This window comes from Micromonospora sp. KC721 (assembly GCF_004348355.1).
Classification (GTDB): domain Bacteria; phylum Actinomycetota; class Actinomycetes; order Mycobacteriales; family Micromonosporaceae; genus Micromonospora.
This window is the reverse complement of sequence record NZ_SMJY01000010.1, coordinates 12414-31982: the sequence shown is the minus strand read 5'-3', so window position 1 is coordinate 31982 and position 19569 is coordinate 12414. Positions and strand designations below refer to the sequence as shown.

Here is a 19569-nt window from a genome sequence, read left to right as displayed (position 1 = left end):
CCGACGCCCTGATCAATAGGGTGGTGTCGATGCCATAGCGGCCGGTTCGTGTCGTGCCCGCACGACGCCCCGGCGACAGGTGGGAAGGATGTGATCGAGATGATCGTCCGGAGGTCACTGGCAGTGGGCGCGCTGTCGGCCGCGGCGCTCGTCGCCGCCGCGGGCGGAAGCGGTGCCGCCGCCGCGTCGTCGGCGGTCCGGGCCGCCGACAGCTCGTGCGGTTTCGTCCGCACGCTGTGTGTCTGGGACCAGGAGGCGTACCAGGGAAACCGGTTCACCGCGCAGGCCGTCAACCCAACGACCGGCACCTGCGTGGACCTCGCCGCGCACGGCTGGGGCAACGGTCGGGTGAAGTCCGCGCGCAACACCGCCAACCAGCCCGCCAGGTTGTACGCCAACCAGAACTGCACGGGCTCCTCGTACACGATCATGCCGTCGGGGACGTACAGCTCGATCACCTTCGGGTCGCAGAGCGTGTACGTGTACTGACGAGTGCCGGCGGGGTGGGCGCGTTCCTCGGCCGTCCACCCCCGTCACGGCCACTCGCCACCCGCCGGCACCAGCAGCGAGTCATCCGGTCCGCCGCTGCCGGCCGGATACTCCTGCAACGGCACCGCTTCCGTCCGCCACGCCGCCAGCACCGGCTCCACGATGCGCCAACAGTCCTCGGCGGTGTCACCCCGCACGGACAGCGTCGGGTCGCCCTCGAAGGCGCCGCGTAGCACCTCACCGTACGGCGGCAGTTCGCCCGGGCCGAAGTCGGCCACCAGATGCACCTGGTCCAGCTCCATCGGGTTGCCCGGGCCGTTGATGTTCACGTCGAGACCCACCTGGTCCGGGCCGAACCCGATCCGCAGCCGGTCCGGCTGGTCGTACCCGGTGAGCCCGGTGGGCACCCGGGGCGGTTGCTTGAAGGTGATGACCGCCTCCTTGCGCCGGTCGGACAGCGCCTTGCCGGAACGGAGCCGGAACGGCACACCCGCCCAGCGCCAGGTGTCCACCGCCAGCACCACCTCGGCGAGCGTCTCGGTCTGGCGGGCCGGGTCGACGCCCGACTCGTCGACGTACGCGGGCAGTCGCCGCCCCGCGACCTCCCCGGCGGTGTACCGGGCCCGCCGGCTCCACCTCACCGGGTCGTCGTCCCAGACCCGGGTGGCCCGCAGCACCTGCGCCTTGCGTCCGCGCAGGTCCCCGGCGGCGAGGGTGGGCGGCGGGTCCATCGCGATCAGCGCCAGGACCTGCAACAGGTGGCTCTGCACCATGTCGACGAGCGCACCCGCGCCGTCGTAGTAGCCGGCCCGGCCCTCGATGCCCAGGGTCTCGTCGAAGACGATGTCCACGCACGCCACGTGAGCTGAGGTGAGCACCGGCTCGAAGATCCGGTTGGCGAACCGCAGCCCGAGGATGTTCACCACCGTGGACTTGCCGAGAAAGTGGTCGATGCGGTGCACCTGGTCCTCCGGCACGAGCCGGGCCAGGATGTCGTTGAGCGACCGCGCCGAGACGGCGTCCGTACCGAACGGCTTCTCCAGCATCAGTCGGGTGCCCGGCGGCAGCCCGATGCGGCACAGCGCGGCGGCGGTCCGGGCGGTGACCATCGGGGGCAGGGCGAAGAAGATCACCAGCTGGCCGTGGCAGGCCGCCAGCAGCCGGCGCAGATCCTCCTCCCGGGTGACGTCGGCGGACAGGTAACGGGTGGCCCGGATCAGCTCGGTCTCCCGGGGCCCGTCCGCGCCCGCCGACGCGAAGGAGTCGGCCACCCGGCGACGCCACCGCGCGTCGTCCCACTCCTCCTGGCCGCTGCCGATCAGCGTGAGCCCGGGTTGGGTACCCTCGGACACCAGCCGCCCCAGCCCGGGTAGCAGCAGTCGGGCCGCCAGGTCACCGGTGGCCCCCAGCAACAGCAGCGTCTGGCGCGGTGGTTGCCGCCCCGGACCTTCGGCGCGGGAAACCGCGGCACTCGCGGTCGATGTCGTCATGCACCTACCATGCCCTGCCAACCGGCCACGTACCCGCTGGTTGCCCGATGGCGCTTTCGCGGCTCGCCAGGTGCCTGGTCAGCGTCGAGGTGACCGGCGCCTCAAACTCCCAAAGCGGCTGTGATGCAGATCATGTTTGAGATTGACCTTTGGGTCAGGGGTGGAAACTCGGTGCCCTCAGTACAGTTACCTATGCTTCTGCCATTGATACATATGCATGGGCGTGACCTGGGGGGCACGGAAGTGGCGGCTGGGGGACCGTTGCGATGAGCCCGGTGTTGCCGCTCGTTGGCCGGGCCGCGCAGCTGGAGATGCTGGACAGCGCGGTGGCCCTGGTGGCCGGCGGCCGGTTCGCGGTGGTGGAGGTCGCCGGCGAGCCGGGCATCGGCAAGACCCGGATTCTCGCGGAGCTGGGGCGGCGCGCGTCCGAGTCGGGCTTGCTGGTCTGCGCGGGCGGCGCCAGCGAGTTCGAGCAAGAGGTGCCCTTCGGGATGTACCTGGAGACGCTCAATCCGCTGATCGCCGCGACCGAGGCCGATACCGACGAGGTGCGCGGCGTGCTCAGCGCGTTGCACGGCGACCCGGCCGGCACCGGCAAAGTCCAGTCGGTCGACCGGTTCCGCGTGTTCCACGGCGTCCGGCAGCTGCTCAACGGGGCCCGCGCGGCCGGCGTGGTGCTGCTCCTGGACGACCTGCACTGGGCCGACCATGCCTCGCTGGAACTCACCGAGTACCTGATCCGCAAGCCGCCGCAGATTCCCATGCTTGTCGCTGTCGCGTTCCGCAGCGCCTGGCCACCGGTCAAGCTGATCGACGCGATCGCGTACCACGGCCCGGCGGCCATCCGGATCAGCATCCCGCCGCTGCGCTCGGCCGACCTGGAGGCGCTGCTGCCCGGTGTCGCCCGGCGCCGGCGCGCGCTGATCCTGCGGGCCAGCCGAGGCAATCCCCTGTACGTGCAGGCGCTGTCCCGGCTGCACGACGGCGCACTCGCGACCGTGGCGGGAGACCCCGGCCTGGGCGTGCCGGACTGGGCGGACGGTTCGGAGCACCACATCCTCGCCGGGCTCGGCGCCGAGTTCACCGTCCTGGACCCCTCGGTGCAGCGGATCGCGCACGCCGCCGCCGTCATCGGCGACCACGCCACCGTCGAGCTGGCGGCGTACGTGTCGCAGCTCGCCACGGACACAGTGGTCGACGGGGTCGACCAGATGCACCGGCTGGGGCTGGTCGAGGTCGACGGGGTCCAGTTCCGGTTCCGGCATCCGCTCATGCGCGCCGCGGCGCACGCGCTGGCCGGCCCCGCCTGGCGGACCGCCGCACACGCCCGGGCCGCCACCTACCTGCGCGGGCGTGACTGCCCCCTGCAGATCCTGGTCCACCACACCGAGCGGTCCGCACAGTCCGGCGACGAGGCGGCCGCCGAGATCTTGATCAAAGGGGGCCAGGCGTTCGCGTACTCCACGCCCGCACAGGCCGCCCGCTGGTTCGGGACGGCGCTGCGCATCCTGCCCGAGCAGGGCGCGCTGCGGCAGGAGCGGCCGCTGATCCTGCTTCAATACGCCCGGGCTCTGGGCCTGAGCGGCAACCTGGAGAAGTGCCGGGAGATCCTGGCGGAGCTGCGGCACTGCGGCGAGCCCGTGCGGTCGCGGGCGGCGGCGTTCGGCGCCGTCGTGGCCCGGTTGCGGGGCGACCTCGACGAGGCGGCCGCGCTTGTCGACGCCCAGCTGCGCGGTGGACGGCTGCGGCCGGCTGCCGAGGCGAAGCTGTGGGTCGAGCGGGCCGCCATCTGCGCGCTGCGGGAGGACACGGTCGGTGCGATCAGCCACGCCGAGCGCGCCCTCGCGTTGCTGGACGCCAACCACTCGAACATGGCCGCGGCGGCACAGGCACTGCGCGCGTTCGGAGCGCTGTACGGCGGGGACACCACCGCCGCGCGCCGGTACGTTGCCGCCGCCACGCGGCTGGTCGACACGGTTCCCGACACGGCGGTCCAGCCACACGTCGAGCTGTTCGGGCCGCTGGCGTGGGTGGAGATGCACCTCGGCAACCTGCCCTCGGCGGCCCGCCACCTGACCCGCGCCAAGTGCGTGGTCGACGGCATCGGGCAGAGCAGTGCCCTGCCGTACCTGCTGGTCGTGGAGACCGCCCTGCAGACGCGGCTGGGCGACTTGGCGTTGGCCGTACAGCTGGCCGAGGAAGCGGCGGCGACCGCACGGCGGGTACACAGCGCCGAGATGCGCGCGATGGCGTACGCCGTGCTGCTGCGCCCCCTGCTGTGGACGGCCGGGCCGGCGGCGGCGATCGCGGTGGGCGCGCGGTTCAGCGAGGGCGACCGGCCACGCTCGCGGACGTGGTGGCGGACCGCCCAGGTCAATCTCGCCCTCGCGCACGCGGTCGCCGGAGACGCCGGGACGTGCCTGGACCTGCTGGACGCCCCGGAGGACTCCTGGCCGGCCGGCGCGCCGATCGCGGTGTTGCGGCAGGTGCTGCGTACGGTCGCCCTCTGCTCCTCGGGTGACGTCGCCCGGGCGCGGGCCGCGGCGGAGCGGGCCACCGAGATCGCCGCTGAGGTGTGCCTGGCCCCCGAGCAGGGGTTGGCCGGCTACGCGCGCGCCTACGCGGCGGCCCGGGCGCGCCGGTTCGAGGAGGCCGACGCCCTGGCAGTCCAGGCGGCGGCCGAGTTTGCTGCGGTCGCCGCGCCGCTGGAGGAGGCCCTCGCGTATCACCTGGCCGGCAACGTGCGGGCGAGGGCCGGCCAGCCACAGCGTGCCCGGGTGGCGTTCGGCCGCGCGCGGGCGGGATACCAGGCATGCGGGGCGACGTGGCTGCTGTCCGTTCTGGATCGCGACGAGCGCGAGGGGGCGCGCGCCGCCGGCCGGCTGGACCGGCGTGCCGGCGGCGACGCGCACACGCTCACCACCCGCGAACGGGAGATCGCCGACCTGGTGGCCGGTGGCTTCTCCAACCAGGAGGTGGCCGAGCGGCTCAACCTCAGCCGCCGCACCGTCGAGTCCCACCTGTCGCGGATCTTCACCAAGCTGGAGGTCCGCTCCCGGACCGCGATGGCCAACAGGCTGCACGCCCTCGGAAGCCATCCGGTCGTCGAGTCTCCCTAGCCGAACGGACCGGAAAGGTCCAAACCGGACGCGCCAATCGATTCTTAATCGATCCTCGTCAATGCGCGAGAGTGGACATGTCCTATTATTGAGCGGTTTCCCGCTCGGCCACCCTCAAGCTTTGCGTATTTTCACGGAAGCGCCGCCGGCCCGCCCTGACCCATCCTTGTGGCGCGGGGGTATCACAGAGGGCGCCAATTTCTCTTGTGCTGTCGCGGGGCACTAGGAGCGGGGGATCTTTTGCAGGTCTTGTACGATGCCCGGAAAGCTGTCAGGCTGACCAGATTGTCGCGCCGAGGTGACGCGCGCTACCTCTTCGTGCCACTCGACCATTCCGTCACGAGTGGACCAATCGCGGGAAGGCGCGATTTCGATCACCTCGTGCGCAAGGTCGTCGACGGCGGCGCGGATGGAATTGTCCTGCACAAGGGGCGGGTAAGGGCACTTGATCCCCACCTGTTCATCGAATGCTCGATCATCGTCCACTTGAGTGCGAGCACCGTTTACGCACCAGATTCCCACGAAAAGGTCCTCGTCGGCGAAGTGGAGGAAGCGGTCCGTATCGGGGCCGACGCGGTCAGCATTCACGTCAATGTCGGATCACTCAGTGAGGCGGCCCAGCTAGCCGACTTCGGCGCGGTCGCCGCAGCCTGCGACAGATGGAGCATCCCCTTGATGGCGATGATGTACCCCAGCGGTCCGGGCATCCCGGCCGCAGTGGACGCGACGCAACTGGCCCACCTGGCGAACATCGCCGTCGACCTCGGCGCCGACATCGTCAAGACGCCCGCGCCGCAGCAGGTCGAAGACCTCGTCTCGGTGGTCGCGAGCTGTCCGATCCCGATCGTGGTCGGCGGTGGCCAGGCGGACGGCCGCAGCCTGCTGGACTTCGCTGGCAAGGCGCTCGCCGCCGGGTGCCGCGGCCTCGCCATCGGGCGCCGGGTGTTCCAGGATCCCGAGCCGGACGCGGTCGTGCGGTCCCTGGCCACGCTGGTGCATCCGAGGCAGGGCAGACGCGCGGGATCCGGCCAGTTACCGGAGCCGGCCGGGGATTCCGGGTGCGACGGACCCGCTTCGGGGGCGCTGCGATGAAGACCGCCTGGATCGACCTGCGTAAGGCCTCCCCCGAGCAACACGAGGCGATCGTCGACGCGGCCATCCACGCCCGTGTCGAGGCGGTCGTCGCCGACAGCGCCGAGACGCTGGCGTCCCTCCCGCCGACCGTGCGCCGGGTGCTGTTCGCGCCCGACGGCGTCGCGCCGCCGGACGCTCGGCCGCACTGCGACCTCGCCGTCCAGGTCGTCGCCGACCAGGCCGGGCTCGACGGGCTCAAGCGGCGCCACGCCGGCGGGGACGGGACCTCCGTGGCCTTCGTCCAGGTGGACGACGACCGGACTCTCGCTCTGGCCTGCGCCTGCGCCAAAGAGCTGCCGTACACCCTGGTTGCCTTCACCGACCCCACCAAGATCCCGCTGGAGATCGTCATCGCCGCGGCGGACAGCGCCGCCGGCCAGTTGGTGACAGAGGTACGCAGCGTCCAGGAAGCGGAGATCGTGAGCGGAGTGCTGGAGAAGGGTTCGGACGGCGTCCTGCTCGCGCCGGCGGACGCCAACGACGTGTTCGGCATCGCGGCGCTGCTGCGCTTCCAGACCCCGGCCCTCGCGCTGGAGAAGCTCGTCGTCGAGGCCGTCGACCACGTCGGCATCGGCGACCGGGTCTGCGTGGACACCTGCTCGCACTTCGACCGTGACGAGGGCATCCTCGTCGGCTCGTACTCCGCCGGCTTCATCCTGGTCTGCAGCGAGACCCATCCGCTGCCGTACATGCCCACCCGCCCGTTCCGGGTCAACGCGGGGGCGCTGCACTCGTACGTCGTCGGGCTGGACAACCGCACCAGCTACCTCAGCGAGCTGCGCTCCGGCAGCCGCGTGCTGGCGGTCGGGGCGGACGGGCGGACCAGGCCGGTGGTGGTCGGCCGGGCGAAGCTGGAGTCCCGGCCGCTGCTGACCATCCGGGCCAGGTCGGAGCAGGGCACCGCGGTGAGCCTGACCGTTCAGGACGACTGGCACGTACGCGTGCTCGGGCCGGGCGGTGCGGTCCTCAACGTGACCGAGCTCGGGCCCGGCGACGAGGTGCTCGGCTACCTGGCGACGGACAAGCGCCACGTCGGCCTGCCGATCGGGGAGTTCTGCGTCGAGCAGTGACCGGGCCACCGGCCCGGTCCGGATGACATGGGGGAGCCGGTCGATGACTGGGGCACCAGGACACGCCAACTGGTGGGGCAGCCACCTGTTGGACGCCGACGACGACAGCGTGGTCTTCCGGCACGGCGGCGGCGGGGTCACCCGGGCGGAGGTACACCGCCGGATGGAGGAGGCGGCGAGCCTGCTCGCCGCGTCGGGGATCGGCCCGGGCGCCACCGTGGCGCTGCAGGTGTCGCCGAGCTACACGTACGTGCACGCACTGCTCGCGCTGTGGCGCTCGGGCGCGCAGGTCCTGCTGTTGGACCACCGGCTCAAGCGGGCGGAGGTCGACCGCCTGCTGGAGGCCTGCCGGAGCCAGTTCTATATCCACTCGACCGACCCCGCCCGGACGCCGGCCACCTTCCGCGCGGAGCGCGAGCTGATCATCGAGGTCCGGCGGTCCGGGCGCCGCGCCGAGACCGACCACTGCCTGGTGCAGGTCAGCTCAGGAACCACGGGAACCCCCAAGGTGATCGGCCGGACCGCCGGTTCTCTGCTGGCGGAGATCGACAGGTTCGCGCGAATCGAGGGCATGCCGGGGCGCGGTGACCGGCTCCTGCTGCTGAGCTCCGTGGCTCACACGTTCGGGCTGGTCGGCGGCATCCTGCACGCGCTGGCGAGAGGCGTGGCCGTGGTGTTCGCCGGTCCCCCGGCGGCCCGGGACCTGGTCGAGCTGGCCAACCGCGAGCAGGTCGACACGATCTTCGGGGCGCCGTTCCACTACGACCTGCTGTCCGCCCTGCCGGATCCACCGGTGCCGGCCGGGCTGCGTATCGCCGTCTCCGGCGGCGAGGTCCTGCCGGACCGGGTGGCGGCGCGCTTCGAGCAGAGGTACGGCGTACGCGTCGGCGACGCGTACGGCATGACGGAGGTGGGGATCATCGCGGCGGACCTGACCGGCCGGCACCGCCCAGCGGTCGGCCCGCCAGCGCCCGGCATCCAGGTCAAGGTCGACCACGGCGAGCTGTACGTCGCGGTCGACCGCTCCCCCTACCTGCGGTCCGACGGGCCGGACCGCTTCCGGGACGGCTGGCTACGCACCTTCGACCTGGCGGAGTATGGCGACGGCGGCCTGGTGTCGGTCCGCGGCCGGTCGGACTCGCTGGTCGTGGTCGGCGGGCTCAAGGTCGATCTGACCGAGATCGAGACGGCCCTGTGCGAGCACCCCGACATCACCGAGGCCGTCGTCATCCACGCCGGCGGCATCGAGGCGTACGTCGGCAGCGACGCCGACCCGTCCGTGGACGAGATCGTGATCTGGTGCCGCGACCGGCTCGCCGACTACAAGATCCCAAAGCGCTTTCACGTCGCGCGCGCCCTGCCCCGCGCCGTCTCGGGCAAGCTCATCCGCAGCCACGACGCCTTGCGCCAGGCGCACTTTGCGGCCGCGGCCCCGCTGACCCGCGCGCGGCTCCACGGAGCCCAGCCATGATCATTGAGCCGGTCCACCGTGGACACCTCTACGTGACCGCCCACCCGGACGGCTGCGCGGCCATGGTGCGCGAGTGGGTGGCGTACGCGCGCGGCAAGCAGGAGCTACCCGGCCCCGCGCGGGCCCTGGTCATCGGCGCCTCGACCGGCCTCGGGTTGGCCTCGCGGGTGACGGCCGGCTTCGGTGCCGGCGCGGCGACGGTCGGGGTCTGCCTGGAGCGGCCCGGCGGTCCGCGCCGCACGGCCACGCCCGGCTGGTACAACACCGCGGCCTACCACGCCGAGGCCGAACGGGCCGGCCTGTACGCGCGCACCGTCGTTGGTGACGCGTTCGCCGACGAGACCCGGCACCGCACCGTGGAGACGATCGCGCGGGACCTGGGTCAGGTCGACCTCGTGGTCTACAGCATCGCGGCGCCGCGCAGGGTCGACCCGGTGACCGGCGAGTTGTACCAGTCGGTGCTCAAGACCATCCACGAGCCGTACCGCAACAAGGCATTCCACGCGGCGACCGGGACCGTCGTCGAAACGACCACGCCACCTGCCACGGACGACGAGATCCGCCAGACGGTGGCCGTCATGGGCGGGGACGACTGGCAGCGGTGGATCGAGGCGCTCGCCGGCGCCGGCCTGCTCGCCCCGGGCGCCACCACAATCGCCTACTCCTACATCGGCGGGGACGAGCTGGCACCGACGTACCGGGGCGGCACGATCGGCCGGGCCAAGCTCCACCTGGAGGCGACCGCGGCCCAGATCGACCGGCGGCTCGGCAGCATCGGCGGCCGCGCGTACACCGCGGTCATGAAGGCCCTGGTCACCCACGCGAGCCTGGCCATCCCGATGAGTGCGCTCTACACGATCCTGCTGATCCGGGTCATGCGCGAGAGGGGCCTGCACGAGGGCCCGATCGAGCAGGTCCACCGCCTGTTCGCCGACCGCCTCTACCACGGTGCTGCGCCCGCCCTCGACGCCGCCGGCCGCATCCGGCTCGACGACCGCGAGCTGCGCGCGGACGTGCAGGCCGAGGTACGCCGGCGGTGGCGCACGGTGACGACGGAAAGCCTGGCGGAGGTCGGTGCGCTCGACGAGTTCCTCAGCGAGGTGGCCCGGCTCAACGGCTTCGGCCGCCCAGATGTCCACTATGGACGTGATATCTCCCCGGTGCGCGAAATACCTGGCCTGATCGAGGTCGACCCGGCCAAACGACAGTCCTCGACGTAAGAAGTGTCGGATTCAAAGAAGGAAGGGAACGCCGTGCAGGAGGAAATCAAGTCGTTCGTCGTGCGGACACTCAGGGACGAGATGCAGATCCCGCTGGAGCGGACCGACGACGGCACGCCACTCGGGGCCGACGGCTGGGACCTCGAGTCGCTCGCCCTCGTGGAGCTGACCACCCGTGTGGAGCACGAGTACGGAGTGTCCTACCCGGATGAGGTCTTCGAACAGCTGGCCAAGGCGACGCTGGGCGAGTTCGTCGCGGACGTGTCCCGGCGCCGGGCCCAGGCGTCCCACCCAGGGTGAGGTCGGTGCTCAGCAAAGGCGAGCTGCGGCAGGCCGTCGCCGAGGCGGCGCAGCTGGGCCAGCCGGCCGACATCCCCGACGACGACGCCGAGCTGGTGCTCGACTCCCTGTCCGCCGCGTGGCTCGTGCACATCTTGAGCGAGCGGCACGGGATTCAGGTCGATGACGAGGACCTGGTGGAGTTCACCTCGGTCAACCGGATCTACGACCGCATCCACGAGGGCCGGAAAGGGCTACGCGCGTGACGGCTGAGGTGGTGGTCAGTGGCTACGGCGTGTTCACCGCGTTCGGGTTCGGCGAGCCGGCGATCCGGAAGGGCGTCTTCGCGGGCGTACCGGCGTTCGCCGGGGTGACCCGGTTCGACGCGTCGCGATACCGGGTGCGGGTGGCCGCCGAGTACCGGGACGGGCCGGGGGCCGTGCCCCGGCAGCGGCAGGTGTTGCTGCGGTGCGCGCGGGCCGCTCTGGACATGGCCGGGCTGGCCGGCGGGTTCGACGCCGCGGTGCTCATCGGCACGCAGGGCGACTACACCACGATCAACGAGTTCTGGCGGGGACACCACGACCCGGCCCGGCCGGGCGCCGAGCCGGTTCCGCGGCCGGACCTCGGGCACAGCGCGCCGGCGGCACACGCCGACGCCATCGCCGACGCGTTCGGCATCCGGGGGCGGCGGATGGCGTTCGTCAACGGCTGCGTCGCCTCGGCGAACGCGATCATCCACGGATACCGGCTGATCGCGGCCGGCCACGCCGAGGTGGCGGTGTGCGGCGGGGCCTACGTCGTGGACGAGGAGTTCTTCGCCAAGTTCGACTCGGGCCGGGCGTTCGCCACCGACGGGCGGCTGCGCGCCTTCAGCGCCGACCGCAGCGGGCTGCTGCTGGGCGACGGCGCGGCGGTGCTGGTGCTGGAAGCGGCACGGTCGGCGCGGGCCCGGTCGGCCCCTTCCCTGGCCCGGGTCGCCGGGTGGGGCATGGCCTCGGACGCGTACCACGTCTGCCGTCCCGACCCGGGGGGTCACGGGCTGGCCGCCGCGGTCGGCCAGGCGCTGCGGCGGGCCGGCGTGCGCGGCGAGGACGTCGGCTACGTCAACGCGCACGGCACGGGAACTGCCCTCAACGACAGCGCCGAGACCCGCGCACTCCGGGCCGCGTTCGGCTCGCGCGCGCACCGCGTGCCGGTCAGCTCCACCAAGACCACGACCGGGCATACGCTGGAGGCGGCCGGCGCGGTCGAAGCGGTCATCACGATGCTGGCCCTGCGCCACGGCGAGCTACCGCCCACTGCCGGATACTCCCGCCCCGACCCGGCGTGCGACCTCGACTACGTGCCCAACCGGGCGCGTCCGGCCGACCCGCGGTACGCGCTGTCGGTGAACTCGGCCTTCGGCGGCCTCAACACCGCGCTCGTGCTGGAGCGCCGATGACCGCCGTCACGCTCGCCGCCAGCGCCTGCCTCGGCGGCTGGGGTGGCACCGCCGAGGCCCTGGACGCCTGCCTCCGCGAGCGCCGGCCGGCACACCGCCAGCCGGCGCTGCTGGCCGTGCCCGGTTTCCTGGAGTCCAGCTTCAACCCTCTGGTCCGCGAGGTGGCGCGGCGGTGTCTGGAGCGGGTGGCGGTGCGGCCGGCACCCGAGTCCGGCACCGCCGGCGCGGCGACCGCGATCGTGCTGGGCAGCGTGCTGGGCGACACCACCACCGCCGACCTGGCGAGCCGGCAGCTGGCCGCCGGGCAGCCGGGCAACGCGCTGCTGTTCTACCAGTCGATCCCCAACTCGATCCTCGGCTTCGTCTCGCGCGAGTTCGGCATCACCGGACCGATCTCGTGCGTCGCGTCGACCGACCGGCTCGCCGCCGACCTGCTGGCGACCGCCGCGCTGACGCTGGCCGACGACGGGATCGAGCAGGTGCTGGCGATCGGCGTGGAGCTGGCCGCGAACCCGCGCAGCGAGCTCGTCTTCGCCCAGCTCAGCGCCGCCGGCCAGGCGGTCGGGCCGCCGGCCTGGGACACCGCCGTCGCGGTGCTGCTGCGGCGCGCGGCTCCCGCCGCCGCGCCGGCGGACCGGGACCGCGTGACCATCGAGCCGCCCGGCGAGCATCCCCCGGGACCGCCGGGATCCGGCCCGGGAAGCACGGCGGCGTATGTCCTGCTGCCGGCTCCGGCCGACCGGGACAGCTCCCCCACCGCCGTCCAGGTGTCGACCGGCGCTCTCGACGGCGCGGGGAGCGTGCAGGGCCTGGTCCACCTGTGCCTCGCGCACGAGCACATGAGGCGGCGCGACGAGCCCGCCGTCGCGCTCGTACATGACACCACGATGGACGGTCGGCCGCTGTGCGTGCTGCGCCGCCACCCGGAGCCCGCGGTGAGCGGGGCGGGCGCGGGCACCGAAGCCGACCGTCAGGAGACCGCCGGTGAGGTCGCGGTCAGTCGAAGGGGAACAGCTGATGATTGGTAGCGCGGAGCGCAGGCGCCTGTCGGTGGACCCGGACCTGGGAGCCGGCAACTTCCTGCAGCGGATCCGGTCGCTCGGGCGGCCGCTGGACACACCGGTCCTCTGGTTCGAGCCGGAGTTCCGGCTTCCCGGTGGCAGGGTGCGGTCCGCGCTGACGCTGGGCGAGCTGTGCGAGGTCGTCGACACATACGCGGGCTGGTACCACGGCCGGGAGGTCCGCCCTCGCGACCCGGTCGTGGTGTACTGCGACTCCGCGATCGAGCTGATCGTCCACTACCTGGCGTTGACCGGGCTGGGCGCGATCCCGGTCCTGGTCAACGGCGAGCTGCCGGCCGAGCTGGCGCGGGCGTACACGGCACCGCTCGGCGCGGTTGGTGTCTTCACCGACGAGGCGCACCGGTCGATCCTGACCGGCGGCGAGACGGCGCGTTTCGCGGCGACCTCGGCCGACGTCACGCCGACCGACCGGGACCGGTTGCCCGGCCACTACCCGTTCCGGCACGACGCCGCCGACCCGGTCGTCATCACCCACTCCTCGGGCACCACCGGCCTGCCCAAAGCGGTGCTGCACAACCACCAGAGCCTGTTTCACGCGACCCGCTACCGGCTCTCGCTGCCGGTGCCCCAGGCCGGCGAACGGATCCTGTCGGCGCTGCCCGGCGCGCACAACTCGGCGCTCTCGGTGCTGATGTTTGCCCTCCTCAACGACCTGCCGGTGAAGATCCTGTCGAGCCAGCGGGCGGGCGTGGCGCTGCGTGCGGTCGAGGAGTTCCGGCCGACCGGGGTGTGCGCGTTCTCGGTGACGTACGCGGAGATCGCGGCAGCGGCGGACCTGGACCGGTACGACCTGTCCTCGGTGAGCGTCTGGTACAACAGCGGGGACGCCGCGCACGAGAGCCACATCAAGGTCATCCTGGGCCTGGGCCAGCATGTGGAGGTGGCCGCGGACGGCACCCGCACGATCGTGCCCGGATCGTCGTTTTTGGACGGTCTCGGTTCCTCCGAGATGGGCCACTCGCTGTTCTACCTGCTGCACCGTCCGGGCGAGGCCGCGCCGTCCCGCTGCGTGGGCAGGCCGTACGCGTTCGTCGAGGCGGCGGTGCTCGACGACAACGGCGACCCGCTGCCGCCGATGAGCATCGGGCGGCTGGGCGTGAAGTCACCCACCATCACGCCCGGGTACTGGAACGACTCGCTGACCACCTACCGGTCCCGGCTGCGCGGGTACTGGCTGACCGGCGACCTGGCCTATCGCGACCACGGCGGGCACTTCTACCACGTCGACCGGGTTACCGACGCCGTACGCACCCGCCACGGTACGCTACACACCGTGCAGGCGGAGGAGTTGGTGCTGCGCCAGCTGCCCGAGGTCGCCGACTGCACAGTGGTCGGTGTCGACCTGCCCGGCCGGGAGCCGCAGGTGTACGCGCTGCTCCAGCTCGTGCCAGAGGCGGGGCAGGCGGCGGAAGAGATGGACTGGACCAAGCGGGTCAACGAGGTGCTCCGCGAGCACCATCTACCGGCGGTGGCCACGGCGTTGCCGATCACCGAGAACGACCTCGCGGTAGGGCCGACCGGCAAGGTCAAGAAACGGGAGCTGCGCGAGCGGTACCGGGATCTCGCCGAGCGGGGAGAGCAGTGGTGAGCGGCGGGACGGCACCGGCGGTCGTGGTCACCGGCCTCAGCGTGCTCGGGCCGCACGGCCAGGACCCGGAGGGGGTGTGGAAGCGGCTGTGCGACGGGAAGTCCGGAGTGAGCACGATCGAGGGCTTCGACGTCGCCGCCCTGCCGGTCACGATCGCCGGGCAGGTCAAGCGGTTCGACGCGGGCCAGTTCATCGCACCCCGGGACGCCCGGCTGATGGACCGTTTCGTCCAGCTCGGCCTAGTGGCCGGCCTGCTCGCGGTACGGGACGCCGGGCTCGAGATCGGCCGGGACGTGGCCGGCGAGCGGACCGGCGTGGTGGTAGGTTCCGGCGTCGGCGGCCAGAGCACCGTGCAGCAGCACGCGGTGGCGTTGCACGAGACCGGCATGCGGGACATCAACCCGTACTACATGCCGATGATGTTGATCAACATGGTCGCCGCGCAGCTCGCCATCCGCCTCGGCATCACCGGTCCCAGCAGTGCGATATCCACGGCCTGCGCGACCGGGGCCAACGCCATCGGCGACGGCTACCGGATGATCCAGCGCGGGGAGACCGACGTGGTGATCGCCGGAGCCGCCGAGGCGCTCAACCCGCTCGGCATCGCCGGCTTCGCCGCGGCGCGGGCGCTGTCGCGCCGAACCCACGAGCCGGAACGGGCAAGCCGGCCCTTCGACCGAAGCCGGGACGGGTTCGTCGTGGGTGAGGGTGCCGCGATGCTGGTGCTCGAGTCCCGTGCGCACGCGCGGGCTCGCGGTGCCCGGATCCTCGCCGAGCTGGCCGGATACGGCGTCGCCACCGACGCGTACCACGTGACCATGCCGGAGCCGAACGGCGCCGGCGCGGTGGCCTGCATGCGCAAGGCACTTGCCGACGCGGATCTCGCCGCGGCCGACATCGACCACATCAACGCGCACGCCACCGGCACCAAGCTGGGCGACGTCAGCGAGGCGCGGGCGATCCGGGCGGTGTTCGGCACGGGCATCCCGGCGTGCAGCGCCACCAAGTCCATGACCGGACACCTGCTCGGCGCCGCCGGCGCGCTCGAAGCGCTGATCGCGGTGATGTCGGTGGCGACCGACACCGTCCCGCCGACGATCAATCTCACCGACCCGGACCCCGAATGCGTGCTGGACCACGTGCGGGACGCGGCCCGGCGTACCCACGTGCGCGCGGCGATCTCCAACTCCTTCGCCTTCGGCGGCCACAACGCCTGCCTGGTCTTCAAGAAACCGTGAGCATGTCCCACTCGACCGCCGGTTTGGTCCGGCCCGGCAGCCCAGCGAGCCGACCGGCGGCACGCTGAACGTCCCTACAACCCACGAGAACGAGCGAGGCGCGATGGCAAGCGACGACAAGCCCATGACCGACAAGCCCGCCGCCAACGAGCCGGTGCCCAACCAGCTCTTCCAATGGTGGTGGTTGCACGACGCCCGCTGGTACCAGGAGGTGGCCGCGCGGTTCGGGTTCGAGGCGGCCAACGAGATCAACGCGAAGGCGTTGAAGTTCGTGTCGGCGCGCGTCGCGCGGAGCGTCGCACAAGGCCTGGGCAAGCCCGTCGACGAACTCGAGTGGCTGGACGTCGTGGACGCGTTCGCGCGCTGCCCGACGCTGATGTGGCCGCCGGAGCTGGTCGATTTCGACTGCGAGCCGACCGGCCCGGGAGAGTTCGTGGTCCACAGCAGGCGCAACTTCGCGCTGTCCATGCTCCGCCGCGCCGGCACGCTGGAGCACTACCAGTGCCCGTGCCTGCGGATGCGCGAAGGGTGGTTCGAGGGTCTGGGACTGCGGCCGGTGGAGAACCGCGTCGAGCAGTGCATGCGCGAGGGCGCCTCGTGCTGCACCTTCGTCGCGCGGGTCGACGGGTACGGCGCGGAGGAGCCGGACGGCGCCGAGCGCGATCCGGAGGAACCCGCGGCTGACGCCCGCTGACGGGCCAGTTCCACCCAGGTGCGCTGGATCGTGACCAGATCGCCGACCTGGGTGACGCCCATCAGCCAGGTCGGCGGCGGAGGAGACGTTGGTGCAGCCGTGGGACCTGGGCACACCAACCGTCCGGCTCGTTCCCGGCCAACGCCGCCTGGACCACGCTCGCCGCGATCACCCACAACCTGCTACGCGCTGCCGGCACCCTCACCAACACCACCTGCTACGCCGTGGCCCGCGGCGCCACTCAGCGCGAGCACATCATCAACGTCCCCGCCCGCCTGGCCCGGCCACAACGCCGACCACAAGGACGGAGGAAGCTGGCAGCGCAGGCCAGCGGACTCGACACACCCCCAAACGCAAGCATTCACAAGCAGCCGAAGACCACAACTTGCCATGCCGGGTCCACGGATCCAGGCTAATCAGACGGACTGCACCGCCCTGATCACCTCGGTCACCGCCGCCGCGACCGGGGCGACCGGGGCCGCCAGCTCGGCCAGCCGGCGCAGCAGCTCCGCCACCCGCGCCGGCCGCGGCTCCGGCCGGGACAGCTCCGCGCGGACCTGCGCCGCGACCGTCACCGCCGGCTCCGGCAGCGCACCGCGGTGCCGGTCGACCACCTCCGTCAGCTGCCGCAGCAGTCCGGCGACGTCCACGGCCGGCGGCGCGGTGGCGTGCAGGCTCCCCCCGGTGGCGGACGCCCCGGGGCCGACCGCCTGGTTGCCGACCTGGCTGGTCCCGCCGGACTGCTGAATCCCGTAGTTGATCTCGGCCATGCCGCTCCCTCACCCCGTTGGCGCCTGGCCGGCGCGAGGCGTGGGCACCGCCTCGCTCCGCTGCTCCGCGCGGGCTCCCGAGCCCACCGCCTGGTTACCCACCACGCTGAGCCCGCCGGTCTGGATGACGCCCTGGTTGAGGATCATCGTCTGCCGGTTGCGGAACTCGGCGGTCTCCACCCCCCGGTCGTCGAGGAAGTCGACGATGGCGGCCAGCACGTGCCGCTCCACGACCTTGAGGTGCTTGGCGGCGTCCAACACCTGGAAGTAGTTGTGGTACCCGGTTCCGGCCGCCAGCTCCCGCACCCCGACCCGGGCGCCGTAGTCGTGGCCCAGATCCTCCCGGGCCAGCCGCCGGGCCCGCTCCCGCCGCGGGTGGAAGCGGACGGCGCGGATCAGATCCTGCAACAACCGCAGCGGCGCCCCGAGCGCCGTACGCAGTAGCGTCTCGCCGGCGGTGACGAGCAGCTGGGCGAACTGGTTCGCCGGCAGCCACTCGGTCAGCCGGTCCACGTCGTGATGGTCCCACCGGGGCGGCTCCAGCAGGGTACGGGCGCACTCCAGATAGAGCACCCGACCGTCGGTGGAGAAGTGCAGGAAGGTGCTGGCGACCACCTCGCCGCCCCAGGACGGGACCAGGGCGCACAGGTAGTGCCGGGCCACCCCCCGGGGGTGGGTGGCGACCTCCCGGACCTCCTCGTCGGTCCAGCGCTGCCGGGGCATTCGTTCCCGGTCGGGCAGCAACCGCGGATCGTCGGTGAGCAGCCGCCCCCCGACGAAAATCCGGTCCTCCAGCCGCAGGTCCGGCAGCCGGTCGGTGTCCGAGGCGTCCAGCCGGACCGCCCCGAGCCGCGACCGGACGTGATCGATCAGGTCGTCCACCGCGAACGACACCGGCGGGTCCGCCGGGTCGGGTGGTACGCCGGACAGCAGCGACCCATGGCCGGCCGGAACGATCGGCAGGGCGAACGACCAGCCGGCGACCGGGGTGCCGTGTCCGACGAACGGCACGTACCCGCCGTAGACCGTGACGTTGCCCCGCTGGGCCTCGTCGACGGCGGCCAGGCGGTCGGCGTACCGGCCGTCCCGCGCGGCGTCGGCGCCCGGCGGACGGAACCGGCCACGCCGCAACTGGGTCACCAGCAGCCGCCGGGTGCCCAGCAGATGGGCCACCAGCACCAGGTACGCGACCACACCGAAGGGCAGGGCCAGCACCGGCCGGCCGACGAACCAGCCGGGCAGGCCGGATTCCCCCTCGGACCCGCCGACGCCCGGGAGCTGGACGAGCAGCACCAGGGCGACCAACGCCACCGAGAACAGCGCCGCCACCGGCCCCACCAGGCCGTGTCGGCTCGGCCGGAACGGGGCCAGTTTCGTGCCGACCACCATCACCGTACCGGCCAGCAGCGTCCACAGCGGCGCGAGCAGCACCGCGAGACCGCCGGCGACCACCAGGCGCAGGTCCCGCCGACGTCGCCGCTGACGGGCGTGCAGGCAGTGCCGCAGCACCGACGTCAGGTCGAAGCCCACCGACGGAGCCACCGCACGCAGGTCGTCGTCGACCGCCTCGGCCAGCGCCCTTTCGGCGAAGGACTCGTCGGTGTGCGCGGCGGCGCACAGATAGCGGGTGGCCTCGCTGGCTTCCGGTCGCGGTCGCGGCGCGTCCCGCCCGGACCCCACGCTCTGGCGCAGCATCGCGTTCACCTCCGGTCGGTCGCGAAAACGTCGGCGGCGGCCGGGCCGGGCCGGCTGGCCTGGATCCAGGCCAGCAGCGTCCCCAGCACGAACCCGGCGTGCAGCCCGCCGGCCAGCATGTCGCGCACCATCCGCGCCGCATCGTCGCGGTAGCCGTAGACGTGCACGCCGTCGACGATGACGAGCAGGGCGGTGACGCCGATCGCCGCGACCGCCGCACCCACCAGGGGCGCGGCGAACGTGGCGAGCACCCGGTACGCCCGCCGGGGCGGGGCGCCGGTGGCCAGCCGGCGCAGCAGCCAGACCGTGACCAGGACGAACAGCAGCGTCCGCGAATTCTGTGCCAGCGCGTAGCCCAGCATTCGGGGGTCGGCGAGCCGCGGATCCCAGTGCGGCCAACGCAGCGCGAACACGGTCATCTCGCCGAGCTCGGCGACGAGCCCGGCGAAACCGTCGGCGTCGGGCAGGTCGTACACCCACTCGAAGAGCACCGGGAACACCCACGGGTTGCCGAGGATCAGGACCGCGGCCACCAGCACATGCGCGGTGGGCGGCAACGTGCGACCGCTCGGCGGGGGCGGCGGCGGCACCATGCGCGGCGGCAGCGGATCCAGCGGCGACGCGGCCAGCGGGCCGCGCGCCGTCGGTGGCTCCCCGCCGCCCGGACCGGGCGAGGTCCACGGAATCATGGGTCCATCATCGACGCACCCGGCAGCACCGTGATCGCTACTGTCCGACATGCGCCAGTTACCGGCTGACCGGCGTGTCCGCGAGGAACGCGCGTCG

Annotated in this window: 17 protein-coding genes and 1 pseudogene; 14 read left to right on the top strand and 4 right to left on the bottom strand. The window is 72.5% G+C overall.

Annotation, left to right across the window (positions count from 1 at the left end; translation table 11 throughout):
• The first annotated feature begins 99 nt into the window (after positions 1-99).
• The gene (locus E1182_RS03560) at positions 100-489 is read left to right on the top strand and encodes a peptidase inhibitor family I36 protein (protein WP_132261170.1); all 390 of its coding nucleotides are present in this window, start codon (positions 100-102) and stop codon (positions 487-489) included.
• A 44-nt stretch (positions 490-533) separates the two neighbouring features.
• Here the strand turns inward: E1182_RS03560 and E1182_RS03555 are convergent, their stop codons facing one another.
• Entirely contained in the window at positions 534-1979 is a 1446-nt protein-coding gene (locus E1182_RS03555) for a glucose-6-phosphate dehydrogenase (RefSeq protein WP_132261169.1), read from the bottom strand.
• A 266-nt stretch (positions 1980-2245) separates the two neighbouring features.
• Between E1182_RS03555 and E1182_RS03550 the strand changes: the two genes are divergently transcribed.
• The 13 genes and pseudogenes from E1182_RS03550 to E1182_RS31925 form a co-directional block, all read left to right on the top strand.
• Positions 2246-5098: an AAA family ATPase gene (locus E1182_RS03550; RefSeq protein WP_132261168.1), complete on the top strand. Its 2853-nt coding sequence runs from the start codon at positions 2246-2248 to the stop codon at positions 5096-5098.
• 168 nt (positions 5099-5266) lie between these two features.
• Positions 5267-6190, top strand: coding sequence for a 2-amino-3,7-dideoxy-D-threo-hept-6-ulosonate synthase (locus E1182_RS03545; RefSeq protein ID WP_256370803.1), 924 nt, complete (start codon positions 5267-5269; stop codon positions 6188-6190).
• Positions 6187-7302, top strand: coding sequence for a 3-dehydroquinate synthase II (locus E1182_RS03540; protein ID WP_132261166.1), 1116 nt, complete (start codon positions 6187-6189; stop codon positions 7300-7302). The genes E1182_RS03545 and E1182_RS03540 overlap by 4 nt, the downstream gene beginning before the upstream one ends.
• Before the next feature lie 43 nt (positions 7303-7345).
• On the top strand, positions 7346-8773 hold the full coding sequence (locus E1182_RS03535; protein ID WP_165942493.1) for a class I adenylate-forming enzyme family protein: 1428 nt from the start codon (positions 7346-7348) through the stop codon (positions 8771-8773).
• A complete protein-coding gene (fabV, locus tag E1182_RS03530) occupies positions 8770-9993 on the top strand; it encodes an enoyl-ACP reductase FabV (protein ID WP_132261164.1) in 1224 nt (407 codons plus the stop codon). Before E1182_RS03535 ends, fabV begins: the two co-directional genes overlap by 4 nt.
• A 33-nt stretch (positions 9994-10026) precedes the next feature.
• Positions 10027-10293 carry an acyl carrier protein gene (locus E1182_RS03525; RefSeq protein ID WP_132261163.1) on the top strand — a complete coding sequence of 89 codons (267 nt, stop codon included), beginning with the start codon at positions 10027-10029 and terminating at the stop codon, positions 10291-10293.
• Between the two features lie 5 nt (positions 10294-10298).
• A complete protein-coding gene (locus E1182_RS03520) occupies positions 10299-10538 on the top strand; it encodes an acyl carrier protein (protein ID WP_165942492.1) in 240 nt (79 codons plus the stop codon).
• Positions 10535-11716 (top strand): beta-ketoacyl synthase, encoded by a 1182-nt coding sequence (locus E1182_RS03515; protein ID WP_132261161.1) that lies wholly within the window; start codon positions 10535-10537, stop codon positions 11714-11716. Before E1182_RS03520 ends, E1182_RS03515 begins: the two co-directional genes overlap by 4 nt.
• Positions 11713-12744 (top strand): beta-ketoacyl synthase N-terminal-like domain-containing protein, encoded by a 1032-nt coding sequence (locus E1182_RS03510; RefSeq protein ID WP_132261160.1) that lies wholly within the window; start codon positions 11713-11715, stop codon positions 12742-12744. The genes E1182_RS03515 and E1182_RS03510 overlap by 4 nt, the downstream gene beginning before the upstream one ends.
• On the top strand, positions 12734-14386 hold the full coding sequence (locus E1182_RS03505) for a class I adenylate-forming enzyme family protein (RefSeq protein ID WP_207921250.1): 1653 nt from the start codon (positions 12734-12736) through the stop codon (positions 14384-14386). The genes E1182_RS03510 and E1182_RS03505 overlap by 11 nt, the downstream gene beginning before the upstream one ends.
• A complete protein-coding gene (gene fabF, locus E1182_RS03500; protein ID WP_132261159.1) occupies positions 14383-15624 on the top strand; it encodes a beta-ketoacyl-ACP synthase II in 1242 nt (413 codons plus the stop codon). Before E1182_RS03505 ends, fabF begins: the two co-directional genes overlap by 4 nt.
• 103 nt (positions 15625-15727) lie before the next feature.
• Positions 15728-16318 (top strand): L-2-amino-thiazoline-4-carboxylic acid hydrolase, encoded by a 591-nt coding sequence (locus tag E1182_RS03495; RefSeq protein ID WP_132261158.1) that lies wholly within the window; start codon positions 15728-15730, stop codon positions 16316-16318.
• A 101-nt stretch (positions 16319-16419) separates the two neighbouring features.
• Positions 16420-16617: pseudogene (locus E1182_RS31925) on the top strand (IS1380 family transposase); the annotation flags it as partial.
• A 117-nt stretch (positions 16618-16734) separates the two neighbouring features.
• On the opposite strand, the gene E1182_RS03490 reads toward E1182_RS31925, so the two are convergent.
• Genes E1182_RS03490 through E1182_RS03480 form a run of 3 tightly spaced genes read right to left on the bottom strand, consistent with a single transcriptional unit; the run spans position 16735 to position 19472 of the window.
• On the bottom strand, positions 16735-17088 hold the full coding sequence (locus E1182_RS03490; protein ID WP_132261157.1) for a hypothetical protein: 354 nt from the start codon (positions 17086-17088) through the stop codon (positions 16735-16737).
• Positions 17089-17097: 9 nt separating this feature from the next.
• A complete protein-coding gene (locus E1182_RS03485) occupies positions 17098-18783 on the bottom strand; it encodes a hypothetical protein (protein ID WP_132261156.1) in 1686 nt (561 codons plus the stop codon).
• A 5-nt stretch (positions 18784-18788) separates the two neighbouring features.
• Complete coding sequence (locus tag E1182_RS03480) at positions 18789-19472, bottom strand: hypothetical protein (RefSeq protein ID WP_132261155.1); 684 nt, start codon at positions 19470-19472, stop codon at positions 18789-18791.
• Positions 19473-19569 lie beyond the last annotated feature (97 nt).